The organism is Williamsia sp. 1135, assembly GCF_002095395.1.
Classification (GTDB): domain Bacteria; phylum Actinomycetota; class Actinomycetes; order Mycobacteriales; family Mycobacteriaceae; genus Williamsia.
In genome coordinates, this window is sequence record NZ_MJEI01000106.1 from 1 (window position 1) to 13,278 (window position 13,278).

The window sequence follows — 13,278 nt, forward strand, 5'->3', positions numbered from 1 at the left end:
GGTACGGGCCCTGCCTATCTATCCTGGTGTCATCGCGGAACTAGACCGCGTGGTGGATGACACCTCGGATGTTCTTGCCGTCGCGAAGATCCTGGTATCCCTCGTTGACTTCCTCGAGACTGTAGGTCTTCGTGATCAGCTCATCGAGCTTCAACTGCCCGGCGTCGTACATCCGGAGCAGTTTGACGATGTCGTACTGCGGGTTCATCGAGCCGAAAAGGCTGCCCTTGATCGTCTTCTGATTCAACGTGAGATCGGTGCCCGAGACCTGCACGGTCAGCTTGGTCGGATCGGCGAGGCCGGTGATGACGACTGTGCCGCCCTTGCCGATGACAGCGGTTGCGGCTGAGACGACTTCCTGATCGACCGTACCGACGAGGATCAGGGCAGCGTCTGCACCCTGGCCCCAGGTCAGTTCGTTGACCTTCTCGGCAGCACTGGCCGCGTCGGCGAAGGCATGTGTCGCACCGAACTTGAGTGCGGTCTCCCGCTTGAGAGCCACCGGATCGACCACGACGACGTACTTGCAACCGGCACCGACAGCGCCCTGGACGGCGTTGATGCCCAGGCCACCGATGCCGTAGATGACCGCCGTGTCACCGTTGCGCAGGTTGCCCGCGTTCACCGCCGTGCCCCAGCCGGACGGTACGCCGCAGCCGACGAGTACCGCGGTCTCCAGTGGCAACCAGTCGTCGACCTTGACCACGGAGTGCTGTGAGATGGTGGCGCGCTCGGCGAAGGTTCCGAGCATGCACATGGCACCGAAATCTTTACCGTCGCCATGGAATCGGAAGGAACCATCGGGCATGGAGCCCTCGAGGATTGTTGCGCCCATGTCGCAGAGGTTCTGGCGGCCGGTCGAGCAGTAACGGCAGGTGCCACAGTTCGGAATGAAGCTACAGACCACATGGTCCCCGGGCTTGACCTTGGTGACGCCGGGGCCCACTTCTTCGATGATGCCCGAGCCCTCGTGTCCGCCCACGATGGGGTAGCGAGGAGGAAGATCGCCATCGGTCAAGTGCAGGTCGGAATGACACAGACCGGCTGCGGTGTACTTGATGAGGACCTCCCCCGCGCCGGGCCCGTCGAGTTCGAGTTCCATGATCTCGAACGGTCTGCCTGCTTCGAGGAGTACTGCTGCCTTGGTCTTCATTGTGATTTCCCTCTCGTGATGCGATTGTCAGAGTGCGATGTTGACGGACTTGGTTTCCGTGTACAGATCGATCGCGGAGCTGCCGAGCTCGCGTCCCCAACCGGACTGCTTGTAGCCGCCGAACGGCATGGCGGTGTCGAAGCCGTTGTATTGGTTGACCCAAACCGAGCCGGCCTTGATCCTTCGGGCGGTCTTGTGCGCCTTGGACAGGTCCTTGGTCCAGATCCCTGCCGCCAGGCCGTAGATCGAGTTGTTCGCAGCAGAGACGACGTCGTCGCCGTCGAACGGCATGGCCGCCACGACCGGTCCGAAGATCTCTTCCTCGACGATCGAGAAGCTCGGTTCGACGTCGACGAACACGGTCGGCTCGATGAAGTAACCCTCGGTGCCCCAACGTTTTCCACCGGTCAGTGCGCGGGCGCCGTCGGCGAGGCCCTGGGCCAGGTAACCGCTCACCTTGTCGAACTGCTCCTGGGAGATCAGCGGTCCGAGCTCGGTGGTGGGATCGAGTCCCGGGCCGATCTTCGCCTTGGATGCGGCCTCGGCCACCGCCGCGGTGAAGTCGTCGAAGATGGGCCGTTCGACGAACAGCCGGGTGCCGGCGACGCAGCACTGACCGTGGTTGAACATCCACGCGGCCACCGAGCCGGCGACGGCCTGCTCGAAGTCGGCGTCGGCGAAGACGATGTTGGGGCTCTTGCCGCCGAGTTCGAGGGAGACCTTCTTCAGGTTCCCCTGCGCCGCCGCGACGATCTTCTTGCCCACCTCGGTCGAACCCGTGAACGCGATCTTGTCGACGTCGGGATGCGCGGACAGGGCGGCGCCGGCGTCGCCGAAACCCGTGACGATGTTGACCACGCCGGGAGGGAAGCCGGCTTCCTCGAAGACCTCACCGAGGAGTAGCGCGGTGAGCGGGGTCTGCTCGGCCGGCTTGAGGATGACGGTGTTGCCGGCGGCCAGTGCGGGGGCCAGCTTGAACGAGGCCATCAGCAAAGGGAAGTTCCACGGCACGATGAGTCCGCAGACACCCACGGGGTCGCGCAGGGTGTAGGCGTGAAACTCGCCGCCGGGGACGAACGGCATCGACACGTTGACGGTGGAACCGAAGATCTTGGTCGCGAGTCCGGCGTTGTAGCGGAAAATATCGGCCGACCACTGGGTGTCGACGGCTGCGGCGATACCCGCGGACTTGCCGTTGTCGAGGGCTTCGAGCTGGCCGAACTCCTCGGCGCGCTCAGACAGGATGTCGCCGACGCGCCACAGCAGACGCTCACGCTCATTTGGCTTCATCCGGGCCCAGTGGCCGTCGTCGAAGGCCTTGCGAGCGGCGCGGACAGCGCGGTCGACATCGGAGGCGTCGCCGTGCGCGACGTCGGTGATCGGTGCCGTGGTGGCGGGGTCATAGGTGGTGAAGGTCTTGCCGGACGCGGCGTCGACCCACTCGCCACCGATCAGCATCTTGCGGTCGGTCGAAACGAAGTCCCTGACCCGGGAGGTCAATTGGGGTTCGGCAATGGCGGTCATTCACATCTCCTCGTTGAGCATGCACAGTCATTTATGTGACTGGCGTCATAATGCCAACGAAGTGTGATGCGTAACTGTCCGGAATTTGTACACCGCCCCGGACACTCCCGGACATCCGGAAATGGTGGGTTCTGGTGCGCGTGACCTGGGGAAACGGTCGCCAGAACCCACCAAGACCGGATCAGTGGTCGATGCCGAGGGCCCGGATTCGGGTGTACAGCGTGCTGCGGCTGATGCCGAGCATCTTCGCTGCGTGCACCTTGTTACCTGCGCAGGCACTCATTGCGTCCACGATGGCCGCGCGTTCGGCTCGGTCGCGCCCGGACAACCGGTGCGCGCGTGCCGTCGTCTGGTACTGACTCGGCAGATCGGCGACGGTGATCGTCGTGTCGCCGCGTCGGCCCGCCTCGTCGGCGGCCGTTCGCAGCACCATCGTGAGCTCGGTGAGATTGCCGGGCCAGTCACAGGCCAGCAAGGCCTCTCCGGCGGCGGCGCCGAGCCGGGCGTGCGGCGCGACCCGGCTGAGCACCTGGCCCGCGAGTGCCGGGATCTCGGTACTGCGCCTGCGGAGGGGAGCGAGGTCTATTCGTTTGGGGCACAGGGAGATCAGAGCGGCCACCGGACTGCTCAGTTCGGCGATGGGGGGAGCGGTCAGGACGACGGTCCCGGCGCCCGCCAGAATTGCGGCCCGCAGCGCGTTGAGGCCGACCGGGTCGAGTAGATGCACGTTCTCGACCACGACAGCGTCGTCGGCGCCCAACGCCGTCGCGAGGTCGCCGGCGCGGCCGCTGCCGAGAAGACCGGCGGCGTCGATGACCCGGGCCGATCGGTCGCCTACGAGTTCCGATGCCGCGCTGGTGCGTCCGGTACCCGGTTCCCCCGTGACGGCGGCGTGGGTCCAGCCCGTTCGCGGTGCAACGGGTACGACCGGGTCGGAGGACGGCTGTTTGCGGGGGACCACGACCCGTGAGAACTCGCTCGGCCGGATCCGGAACAGTGCACCGCCGGCGCTGCCGGGAACCTGGTTGGCGATCAAGTCCACCGCGTTGCCCGACGACAGCGTCATCTTCGTGCTGCGTTCGCGCGCGCCGAGGTCGGCGGCGACGGCCCGGAGCGTACCGAAGTCGGCGGAAGCCAGGATGTCGGCGGCCAGCGCGTTGGTGAGCAGCAGGTCGTCGCCGATCGCCACCACGGCAACATCGCGCCTCGGAGCCACCCGCTGAAAGGCTTCGACCACCGCGAGCTGACGCGCCCGTGAATTGTCGAGCAGTCGTTGCTCGATGTCGCCGGCGATCCGGTCGACGAAGGGTGCGAACAACGGATTGACGGTCTGCTCGAGGTTGCTCATGCAGATGATGCCCTCGAGGCGCCGCGACACCGGATGCAGAATCGGTCGGCCGTAGCAGCTGATCGCCTTGAACTGATCGAGAAAGTGCTCGGACGCGTTGATCGTGATGCCACCGCGGATCTCCAGCGGAGTGCCGAGCGCGGTGGTGCCCATCGCGTCCTCGGCGAACCCGACTCCGCTGACGGCGCCGACGGACTCCATCACGCGCTCGACGCGGACGCCACCGAAGGTCCGGGACACGAGCCGTGCATCGGAGTCCACGAGAAGGATCGCGGTGTCGGAATCGGCGAGCTGATGTGCGACCTCATCGAGCACCGGGCTCGCCGCCCGGAGCAGCGGATGGTCGCGGGCGGAGATCGACACCGGCCGAACATCCGGCGAATCCTCCGGATGCAGTCCGCTCATCTGCGACCGTCGCCATGATTGAGCGATGACGGGACGGTCTACCGGGGAGTTGGATCCTGTGGTCATGATCACGTTCGATGGTACTCCCGCCAGCGCACGTTTCCGCCGAGAGTTGACGTTCTACACCGACGCATGTCTGATCTGCCCTAGTCCGAGGAGACGCCGATGAGACCCCTAGACGTCGTGTGGACCGCCGGCTTGGCGCGACTACCGGGAATCGCCACCGCGCGGGCGTATCGGCGGGAATGGCTGCGCCCGGACATCACCGCCGGTCTCGTCCTGACCGCCCTGCTCATCCCCGCCGGGATGGGGTATGCGGAGGCGGCCGGGTTGCCCGCATACGCGGGTCTCTACGCCACCATCGTCCCGTTGCTGGCCTATGCAATCGTGGGACCGTCGAAAATCCTTGTCCTCGGACCTGATTCATCGCTGGCGCCGCTGATCGCCGCGGCCGTCCTACCCCTGGCGGTGACCGACGATCCCGAGGATGCACTGGCGTTGGCCGGCGTTCTCGGTGTGCTGGTCGGCCTCATCCTGCTACTCGGTGGGTTTCTGCGACTCGGGTTCGTCACCGACCTCCTGTCGAAGCCCATCCGGCTCGGCTACCTCAACGCGATCGCCCTGATCGTCGTCGTGGGCCAGCTACCCAAGTTGCTCGGCTTCTCGGTCGACGCTGACAACCTGATCGGCGAGGTCTGGGAGACGCTGAAGGCCATCGCGGGCGGCGACATCGATCCCATCGCCGCCGGCGTCGGGTTCGGCTCACTGGCCATCATCATCGCGTTCCGCATCTGGATACCGAAGGTCCCCGGCGTGCTCGTGGCGGTAATCGTGGCGATCATCGTGTCGGCCGCCTTCGGGCTGGTCGACGACATCGGGATGGTCGGCGCGCTGCCGGAGGGAATGCCGTTGCCCTCCTTCGGCGGCGTCGACTGGGGCGACGTGGCCGAGCTCATCGGGCCCGCCGCCGGCATCGCGTTGATCGCGTTCGCCGACACCGGTGTGCTGTCCCGAACCTTCGCCGCGCGCCACGGGCAAGACGTGAACGGCAGTACCGAGATGAAGGCGATCGGCGTCGCCAACATCGCCGGGGGGATGTTCAGCGGATTCCCCATCTCCGCGAGCGGATCGCGGACCCCGGTGGCCGAACAGAGCGGAGCCAAGACCCAACTGGCCGGTGTGGTCGGAGCCCTCGCGGTCCTGGTGTTCATCCTGGTTGCGCCCGGCGTCACCAAGTACCTCCCCGACGCGACGCTGGGCGCCGTGGTGATCGTGGCGGCGATGGCCCTGGTCGATGTCTCCGGGATGGTCCGCATGTGGCGGATGAGCAGGATCGAGTTCGGTCTCGCGGCCGCAGCATTCTTGGGCGTCGCCCTGGTCGGGGTCCTACAGGGCATCCTGGTGGCGATCGGCCTCTCGTTCGTCGCAGTAGTCGCTCGCGCGTGGCAGCCGTACCGCACCGAACTGGTCGAGACGACCGATCAACAGGGCTTCCACGACGTCGAACGGCACCCCGAGGGTCGGCGCATCCCGGGATTGGTGTTGGTGCGTTTTGATGCTCCGCTGTTCTTCGCGAACGGCGACATCTTCGACAACTACGTGCGCTCGGTGGTGGCGGCCGCAGAGGAGCCCGTCCAGTGGGTTGTCGTCGCCGCCGAACCGCTCACCGGACTGGACACGACGGCGGTGGACGAAGTGGTCGACCTCGACACCTATCTCGAGAGCAAGGGCATCACGTTGGTGTTCGCGGAGATGAAGGGCCCGATCAAGGACCGGCTCGTCCGGTTCGGGGTCGGGGTCGGGGACCGGTTCGATGCCTCGCAATTCTACCCGACCATCGACGCCGCGGTCGAGGCCTTCCGGACTCGCTCGGACGACTGAGCGCCGACGGAATGGAACTGCGCTCGCAGTGGTTGTAAACGCCGTATCAGGCCTCTGCCTGCACGTTGGTCGCAGACCGCCACCGAAAGCCTCGCGACACCATCGCCGAACAGCGGGATTCGCGCGGTCAGCTGTGGTATCGAGCGATTTTGACCTGGGCATCGCTGGTCGGTACAGTTGACCGCTGGTGCTCGGCCTCCGCTTTCGTCTAGATACGGCCGGGTCCCATCTGCGTGCCTTCAACTACCGCGCTGGGCAATTTCGACACGCCCGACTGTGGGGTAGGGAAGGCCACATCTGACCAGGGCTTTTGTTCTGGTGGGGCGTACTGCGGAGGTTCCGATCTGATCGGGAACTTGCCCGGAGCAGAAACCGCAGCAGAGTACGAAGAACGCCAACCAAAGGAAGAACTCTCAGTGCCAACTATCAACCAGCTGGTCCGCAAGGGCCGTCACGACAAGCCTGCCAAGCAGAAGACGGCAGCGCTGAAGGGCAGCCCGCAGCGACGCGGCGTCTGCACTCGCGTCTACACCACCACTCCGAAGAAGCCGAACTCCGCGCTCCGGAAGGTGGCACGTGTTCGTCTCACCAGCTCGGTCGAGGTGACCGCTTACATCCCCGGTGAAGGCCACAACCTGCAGGAGCACTCGATGGTGCTCGTTCGCGGTGGTCGTGTGAAGGACCTCCCGGGTGTGCGTTACAAGGTCATCCGCGGCTCGCTCGACACCCAGGGTGTCAAGGCCCGCAAGCAAGGCCGCAGCAAGTACGGCGCGAAGAAGGAGAAGGGCTGATGCCACGTAAAGGACCCGCGCCGAAGCGCCCACTGATCAACGACCCCGTCTACGGCAGCCCGCTGGTCACCCAGCTGGTGAACAAGATCCTGCTGGACGGCAAGAAGTCGACCGCCGAGCGCATCGTCTACAAGGCGCTCGAGCAGGCTCGCGAGAAGACCGGCACCGATCCGGTCGTCACCCTCAAGCGTGCGCTGGACAACGTCCGCCCCGCACTCGAGGTCAAGAGCCGCCGCGTCGGTGGTGCCACCTACCAGGTGCCCATCGAGGTCAAGCCGGGCCGCGCCAACACGTTGGCACTGCGTTGGCTGGTCACCTTCTCCCGGCAGCGTCGTGAGAAGACCATGGTCGAGCGTCTCGCCAACGAGCTCCTCGACGCCAGCAATGGTTTGGGCGCAGCAGTCAAGCGTCGCGAGGACACCCACAAGATGGCCGAGGCCAACCGGGCATTCGCGCACTACCGCTGGTGACCTTCCGAAGCTTGCTTCGGTGGGCGCAGTAGTCGCGCTCGCAGTCAAGACAGTGTTCAGTCAGAAAACTTCCCGAAGGGAATCAAGTGGCACAGGAAGTGCTCAGCGACCTCAACAAGGTTCGCAACATCGGCATCATGGCCCACATCGATGCCGGCAAGACCACCACCACCGAGCGAATCCTCTTCTACACCGGCGTCAACTACAAGATCGGTGAGACGCACGACGGCGCGTCGACCACCGACTGGATGGAGCAGGAGAAGGAGCGGGGTATCACCATCACCTCCGCTGCGGTGACCTGTTTCTGGAACAAGAACCAGATCAACATCATCGACACCCCCGGGCACGTCGACTTCACCGTCGAGGTGGAGCGAAGCCTGCGTGTGCTCGACGGTGCTGTCGCGGTGTTCGACGGTAAAGAGGGCGTGGAGCCGCAGTCCGAGCAGGTCTGGCGGCAGGCCGAGAAGTACGAAGTTCCCCGTATCTGCTTCGTCAACAAGATGGACAAGCTGGGCGCCGACTTCTACTTCACGGTGCGCACCATCGAAGAGCGTCTCGGTGCCAAGCCGCTGGTTCTCCAGCTGCCGATCGGTGCCGAGGACGACTTCGACGGTGTCGTCGATCTCATCGAGATGAAGGCCATCACCTGGCGCGGCGTCGTGCCGACCGGTGCCGAGCCGACCATCGAGGAGATCCCGGCCGATCTGCTGGAGAAGGCCAAGGAGTACCGCGAGAAGATGATGGAGACGGTCGTAGAGACCGACGAAGCTCTTCTCGAAAAGTACTTCGGCGGCGAAGAAGTCACCATCCCCGAGGTCAAGGCGGCGATCCGCAAGTTGACGGTCACCCGTCAGCTGTACCCGGTGCTGTGTGGTTCGGCGTTCAAGAACAAGGGCGTCCAGCCCATGCTCGACGCGGTCATCGACTACCTGCCGTCCCCGCTCGACGTTCCCTCTGTGGAAGGTCACGCGGTCGGCAACGAAGAAGAGATCCTGTCGCGCAAGCCCTCGTCCGAGGAGCCGTTCGCGGCGCTGGCGTTCAAGATCGCCTCGCATCCGTTCTTCGGCAAGCTGACATTCGTGCGTGTCTACTCCGGACACATCACGGCAGGCACCGGCGTGCTCAATGCCACCAAGGGCAAGAAAGAGCGCATCGGCAAGCTGTTCCAGATGCACGCCAACAAGGAAATGCCGGTCGAGGATGCCACGGCGGGCCACATCTACGCGATGATCGGCCTCAAGGACACCACCACCGGTGACACCTTGTGCGACTCGAATGCGCCGATCGTCCTGGAATCGATGAGCTTCCCGGACCCGGTCATCAACGTCTCGATCGAGCCGAAGACCAAGTCGGACCAGGAAAAGCTGGGTGTCGCCATCCAGAAACTGGCCGAAGAGGACCCCACGTTCTCTGTCAAGCTGGACGACGAGACCGGCCAGACCGTCATCGGCGGTATGGGCGAGCTCCACCTCGACATCCTGGTCGACCGCATGAAGCGGGAGTTCAAGGTCGAGGCCAATGTCGGTAAGCCGCAGGTTGCCTACCGAGAGACCATCCGCAAGACGGTTGAGAAGCACGACTACGTCCACAAGAAGCAAACGGGCGGAAGCGGGCAGTTCGCCAAGGTCATCGTCAAGCTCGAACCGCTGGTCGACGCCGAAGACGGCGCCACCTACGAGTTCGTGAACGCCGTGACCGGTGGCCGCGTTCCTCGCGAGTACATCCCATCCGTGGATGCCGGCGCGCAGGACGCAATGCAGTACGGCGTGCTCGCCGGGTACCCGCTCGTCAACTTGAAGTTCACTCTGCTGGACGGCGCCTACCATGACGTCGACTCCTCTGAGATGGCGTTCAAGATCGCCGGATCGGCCGCCATGAAAGAGGCGGCCCGGATGGCGGGCCCAGTGATCCTGGAACCGTTGATGGCCGTCGAGGTCACCACGCCAGAGGATTACATGGGCGACGTGATCGGCGACCTGAACTCACGCCGTGGTCAAATCCAGGCCATGGAAGAGCGCAGTGGCGCACGTGTCGTCAAGGCACTGGTTCCTCTGTCGGAGATGTTCGGCTACATCGGTGACCTGCGGTCACGGACCCAGGGCCGAGCGAACTACTCCATGGTGTTCGACTCGTACGCCGAAGTTCCGGCGAACGTGTCGAAGGAGATCATTGCCAAAGCAACGGGTGAGTGAATACTCTTCCCCTCGCCTCGGCGATAGCGCCGCCACCGGCGCAAAGCAGATAAGAAACACCTGCTGCGACACGAACTGAATATTCAAGCAGTGGGATTACACCCAGTGACCAGGAAAACCCCGGTCACTACAACAAGTCCAGGAGGACAATCAAGTGGCGAAGGCGAAGTTCGAGCGGACCAAGCCGCACGTGAACATCGGCACCATCGGTCACGTCGACCACGGCAAGACCACGCTGACGGCGGCCATCACCAAGGTGTTGCACGACAAGTTCCCGGATCTCAACGCGAGCTTTGCGTTCGATCAAATCGACAAGGCTCCGGAAGAGAAGGCTCGTGGTATCACGATCAACATCTCGCATGTTGAGTACCAGACGGAGAAGCGTCACTACGCCCACGTCGATGCTCCTGGTCACGCGGACTACATCAAGAACATGATCACCGGTGCAGCCCAGATGGACGGCGCGATCCTCGTGGTTGCCGCCACCGACGGCCCGATGCCCCAGACGCGTGAGCACGTGCTGCTCGCTCGCCAGGTCGGCGTGCCGTACATCCTGGTCGCGCTGAACAAGGCCGACATGGTCGACGATGACGAGATCATCGAGCTGGTCGAGATGGAGGTGCGCGAGCTTCTCGCTGCACAGGAGTTCGACGAGGATGCCCCCGTCATCAAGGTCTCCGCTCTGAAGGCCCTCGAGGGTGACCCCGAGTGGGTCAAGACCGTCGAAGAGCTCATGGACGCTGTCGACGAGAGCATCCCGGAGCCGGTTCGTGAGACCGAGAAGCCGTTCCTGATGCCCGTGGAGGACGTGTTCACGATCACCGGTCGTGGCACCGTTGTCACCGGTCGTGTGGAGCGTGGCGAGGTCAAGGTGAACGAGGAAGTCGACATCGTCGGCATCCGCGAGAAGAGCACCAAGACCACCGTCACCGGTATCGAGATGTTCCACAAGCTTCTCGACTCGGCACAGGCAGGCGACAACGCCGGTCTGCTGCTGCGTGGTCTGAAGCGCGAAGATGTCGAGCGTGGACAGGTTGTCATCAAGCCGGGCACCACCACCCCGCACACCGAGTTCGAAGGACAGGCCTACATCCTGTCCAAGGACGAAGGCGGACGGCACACCCCGTTCTTCAACAACTACCGTCCCCAGTTCTACTTCCGTACGACTGACGTGACGGGCGTTGTGACCCTGCCCGAGGGCACCGAAATGGTCATGCCCGGTGACAACACCGAGATGTCCGTCAAGCTGATCCAGCCGGTCGCCATGGACGAGGGCCTGCGCTTCGCGATCCGTGAAGGTGGCCGCACCGTCGGTGCCGGTCGCGTCACGAAGATCAACAAGTAGTAGCAGCTACACCCGAAAACGCCCGATCCCGCAAGGGGTCGGGCGTTTTTGCTGTGTCCGGGAGCGGATTCACCCTGAGATCGTCCACCTCACGGGGGGCGAAGGGCATATAACCCTTGGTGACCCCTCAGACGGACGATCTCAGGGACCTTCGGACTCGTTACGTGTAATAAAGGAGGCTGTCGACCTGCCCGGTGCCGCCCGGCAGGGCCTTGACCTCGCTGTTGATGAGGTAGAAGCCCCCTTGGGGTGCCGGAACGATCGCCAACATCTGTTCTCCCATGTTCTTTGGCGCCACATTGTCGAGCATCAGCCGGAAAGGATTGTCGTTGAGGTTCTGCCTGTGCAAGACGCGGTAGGTTCTGCCGAGAATGGTCACGTGCGGCGCCGCGCCCCAGTCCGCCTGCTTGAGTTTGATCTCGTTTTTCTTCAACGCGCTCTCCAGGTTCTTCATCACGCCTGCCTGCGCGCGGCTCAGGTGGATGTGGAGTTGGTCTTGCTGCCGGGCGGCCTTTGAATTGATCCCTATGGCCGGCACGGTTCCTACCGGGCGTGGCGCAGCATTGGCCTCATCGAAGGCGATCTTGCAGAAATTGAGCGTGGTGCCCTGCCAGATGTGGGAACACTCGATCCCCGACAGTCGCTGGGTGGGTACCAGAAGCCGATTGTTGGGTCCCGATCCACCCGGGGTGCCACCCTGCCGGATGGCGTAAGCCTGCTTGGTTGAACCTGACAGCGGGGTCGGGGGTGGAATGACCTTCGGCACCGGCTGTGGTTGTTGAGGGATCATCGAGACGCTGGTTCGCACCACCTTGGTATTGGTGCCGGGGAAGGCGGGAGTCACGTTCTTCACCCGCTCCCACAAAAAGAGCCGGTCGGTGACGCCAGGTGGGGTGACGTCGTTGAAGCCTCCGCAGTCGGCGCCGGATCCGAGTGGCCCGCACAGTTCCGGCCCGACCGACCCGGTCCCGGGTAGATCGCACAGACTCGGCGCTGCGTGGGCGGGCCCTGATGACGCGAGCGCCCCGGCAGCGAGTCCGGCAACAGTGGTCGCCGTGATCGACAGCATCCGCCGACGATTGATCCTGGGTGGGTTGATGTCGGTCATTGCGGTTGCCTCCACAAGTGGTCTCGCGTTGTGATCGAGTATGCGCCGAGTCGACTTGTCGGGTGAGTCGTTGGAGGGAAATCCTGCCGGTCGAATGACTTCGCACCCAACATGCTCGACCGGGTACACCGCGGTGCGCGATACTGTCTGCACACGTGGAGAACAGGGGCGGGTGATGGGCCTTTTCGGGCACGGCAGCAGCGACACGGAGCCGACTTTCATGCGGACGTTCGTGCCGATTCTCGCGTTCTCGCTGCTGTGCGGGATCGTCGGACCGATCTTCCTCGTCGCGTATTTCGTGATCGGCGATCCGATGGTGGGCTGGATGTTCTACACCGGGCTCGCGATCACCATCCTTGATGTCGTCATCGCGTTCTTCATCGCACAGTTCACCTACCGGGGTAAGCGCCGGCGGTTCGAACTCGAGCAGACCGGGCGGCTCGGGGTCGCCGACGTGCTGTCGGTGGAGCAGACCAACGTGCAGGTCAACAACCAGCCGATGATGAAGCTGAAGCTCCGCATCCACGGCGACGGCATCGCACCGTTCGAGGCCGACAAACGGCTTGTCGTCCCCTTGATGCATCTGGCAGCACTCAACGCGCGACGGCTGGCGGTGCTCGTCGACCCGTACTCGGGCCAGTTCGAGATCGATTGGCAACGAACATCTTTGCTGGCGGGGTCGGCCCCGGCGCGGTTCACCGACACCGATACCGGCAGGGAGTTCGACTTGTCCGGGCAATCGGATGCCCTCATGGAGATCATGAGCGTGTTCAAGAACAACAACATCCCCTTCGGTGGCACCGTCGATCTTCGCTCCAATCCGGTGGCGCGCCAGCAGGTCATGGACATCGTGCGCCGCGTCGGAGGTCAACCCGCGGGTCGTCCGGACCTGCGGAAGGTCGACTACGCCGCACCTCCTGCGCCGCCACGAAGCCCGAGCCAGCGGCTGGCCGAACTCGAGGCGATGCGCGGCGCCGGAAACATCAGCGACGCCGAGTACCAGGCGGTGCGAACCCGGATTCTCGGCGAGCTCTGAACCCGGAATTCGCGCCAGATACGTG

10 protein-coding genes are annotated in these 13,278 nt (G+C 64.1%); 6 read left to right on the top strand and 4 right to left on the bottom strand.

Annotation, left to right across the window (positions count from 1 at the left end):
- Nucleotides 1-40 precede the first annotated feature (40 nt).
- The 3 genes from BFL43_RS24680 to BFL43_RS24690 form a co-directional block, all read right to left on the bottom strand.
- A complete protein-coding gene (locus BFL43_RS24680; protein WP_084895763.1) occupies nt 41-1,153 on the bottom strand; it encodes an NDMA-dependent alcohol dehydrogenase in 1,113 nt (370 codons plus the stop codon).
- A 27-nt stretch (nt 1,154-1,180) separates the two neighbouring features.
- Nucleotides 1,181-2,677, bottom strand: a complete 1,497-nt coding sequence (locus BFL43_RS24685) for an aldehyde dehydrogenase family protein (protein ID WP_084895765.1) — start codon at nt 2,675-2,677, stop codon at nt 1,181-1,183.
- A gap of 181 nt (nt 2,678-2,858) precedes the next feature.
- Nucleotides 2,859-4,496, bottom strand: a complete 1,638-nt coding sequence (locus tag BFL43_RS24690; RefSeq protein WP_084896154.1) for a helix-turn-helix domain-containing protein — start codon at nt 4,494-4,496, stop codon at nt 2,859-2,861.
- Nucleotides 4,497-4,595: 99 nt separating this feature from the next.
- On the opposite strand from BFL43_RS24690, the gene BFL43_RS24695 reads away from it, so the two are divergent.
- The 5 genes from BFL43_RS24695 (at nt 4,596) to tuf (ending at nt 11,109) form a co-directional block, all read left to right on the top strand.
- The gene (locus BFL43_RS24695) at nt 4,596-6,311 is read left to right on the top strand and encodes a SulP family inorganic anion transporter (RefSeq protein WP_084895767.1); all 1,716 of its coding nucleotides are present in this window, start codon (nt 4,596-4,598) and stop codon (nt 6,309-6,311) included.
- A gap of 416 nt (nt 6,312-6,727) precedes the next feature.
- Nucleotides 6,728-7,102 (top strand): 30S ribosomal protein S12, encoded by a 375-nt coding sequence (gene rpsL / locus BFL43_RS24700; protein ID WP_023956148.1) that lies wholly within the window; start codon nt 6,728-6,730, stop codon nt 7,100-7,102.
- Nucleotides 7,102-7,572 (top strand): 30S ribosomal protein S7, encoded by a 471-nt coding sequence (rpsG, locus tag BFL43_RS24705; protein WP_084837384.1) that lies wholly within the window; start codon nt 7,102-7,104, stop codon nt 7,570-7,572. Before rpsL ends, rpsG begins: the two co-directional genes overlap by 1 nt.
- Nucleotides 7,573-7,658: 86 nt before the next feature.
- Complete coding sequence (gene fusA / locus BFL43_RS24710; protein WP_084837383.1) at nt 7,659-9,764, top strand: elongation factor G; 2,106 nt, start codon at nt 7,659-7,661, stop codon at nt 9,762-9,764.
- A 154-nt stretch (nt 9,765-9,918) separates the two neighbouring features.
- Complete coding sequence (gene tuf, locus BFL43_RS24715; RefSeq protein WP_084837382.1) at nt 9,919-11,109, top strand: elongation factor Tu; 1,191 nt, start codon at nt 9,919-9,921, stop codon at nt 11,107-11,109.
- A gap of 160 nt (nt 11,110-11,269) precedes the next feature.
- On the opposite strand, the gene BFL43_RS24720 is transcribed toward tuf, so the two are convergent.
- On the bottom strand, nt 11,270-12,217 hold the full coding sequence (locus tag BFL43_RS24720; protein ID WP_168176720.1) for a CDP-diacylglycerol diphosphatase: 948 nt from the start codon (nt 12,215-12,217) through the stop codon (nt 11,270-11,272).
- 220 nt (nt 12,218-12,437) lie between these two features.
- On the opposite strand from BFL43_RS24720, the gene BFL43_RS24725 reads away from it, so the two are divergent.
- Entirely contained in the window at nt 12,438-13,253 is an 816-nt protein-coding gene (locus BFL43_RS24725) for an SHOCT domain-containing protein (RefSeq protein WP_240498465.1), read from the top strand.
- Nucleotides 13,254-13,278: the final 25 nt, after the last annotated feature.